Genomic DNA, 1412 nt, shown 5'->3' on the forward strand with positions numbered 1-1412 from the left:
CTCATCGTGGAGCTTGCCAATGGTTACCGTGATAATTAATGGTGATGTTGTGTCTAGTTGATAGAAGTCGGCATCGTTGAATGAGTAAGAGCGTCTTGCACCTAGAGCCAAATCGATGGCTTCTAAAATTGTCGACTTACCAGAATCCCCAGGTCCTACTAGGCAGTTAAGTCCAGGCGTTGGATTCCAAGACAGATATTTAATAGCCCTAAAATGCTGTATTTCTATGTGACGTATAATCGACATGCCAAATCCCTTTGTTAATAAGCCGAAAGCACCAATTAACATATCACCTAAAGCGAGCGATGGACATGTGGTAGATCATTATTTTTAAGCTCATAGAGTGTTTTATAGTATTAAATAAAATATGTTTACCTATTGTTATTTAATACTTTTACCTTGACATTTCTCTAAAATGGTTTGAGACTGCAATCGGACCTATCGTCTAATTTGGCAAGACGCTGTCCACTGGACAGTATCCCGGTTCGATTCCGGGTAGGTAAAGGGCATTTTAGTGAGTGTTTTTTATCTACCTTGGATTGGATTTATGTTAGAAGAAGCTAGAAATGGAGTTTTTGCGGCACAAACTGAGAATGTTAAAGCATTAGAGCAAGCTTGGAAGCTCATAAATAAGACCATTAATGCAGCCTACTCTCGTGGTGATAATTCTTCAGCAGAAATCCATACTAAATTATTGGCCCAAGTTTACTGTGCTTTCGCTGAAGCTGTTCTCTCTAAAGTCATTCACACTCCTAACGGTTTAACTAGTGAAGAAATTGCTCAAGTTAAGGTAAAAGGAAAGCGGAATATAGTGGATGCTTGGAAGAAATGTGTCGAGCTTGCATTAAGAAAAGTTGATGGTAAAAGTAGTGGTCATATTGCTAACACCCAGAAAAAAATCACCTCCCTTATAGATTCCTATATTTACGACCCAAGCTTATTACGAAACAAAATCGCTCATGGACAGTGGAAAGTCGCATTAAATTCAAATAATACTAAGGTGAATGTCAGTATCACTGAAAAAGTTAACTCTATAACAGTTATTGAGCTTTATCGCTATAAGGCAGCTTTTCAGAGCTTATTTCGAATTGTAGAGGATATTATTGAATCTCCTAATAAGGCTCATCATCGAGATTATTGGGCTCATATAGTTAAATTTGAAGAGTCTCAGCTTCAAATGAAAGCTTGGACAGTTGAAAACAAAATAGAAAATCTTAAAGCCAAAAAGGCTAGGGCAAACTTTAAGAGGGCTTCTTAGCGCTCATAATTTCGAACGCCCTCCATATCACTTCAAGATATTTAATTCTAAGAAGCTTTTTTCCAAAAGCTTCTTAGGCCACCCTGAATATTGAACGTCCTCGAATGTTCCTAGTATAGGCTTCGGTTATGTTACTTAATCGTACCGATTAAGT

Annotated in this window: 2 protein-coding genes; one reads left to right on the forward strand and one right to left on the reverse strand. The window is 37.7% G+C overall.

The window, feature by feature from the left end; genetic code table 11:
- On the reverse strand, nt 1-246 hold a 246-nt coding region (locus H5202_RS22460; protein ID WP_182773977.1), incomplete at its 3' end, for an ATP-dependent nuclease.
- Nucleotides 247-547: 301 nt separating this feature from the next.
- On the opposite strand from H5202_RS22460, the gene H5202_RS22465 reads away from it, so the two are divergent.
- On the forward strand, nt 548-1258 hold the full coding sequence (locus H5202_RS22465; RefSeq protein WP_182773978.1) for a hypothetical protein: 711 nt from the start codon (nt 548-550) through the stop codon (nt 1256-1258).
- Nucleotides 1259-1412: the final 154 nt, after the last annotated feature.

Source organism: Shewanella sp. SG41-4 (assembly GCF_014164505.1).
Classification (GTDB): Bacteria; Pseudomonadota; Gammaproteobacteria; order Enterobacterales; family Shewanellaceae; genus Shewanella.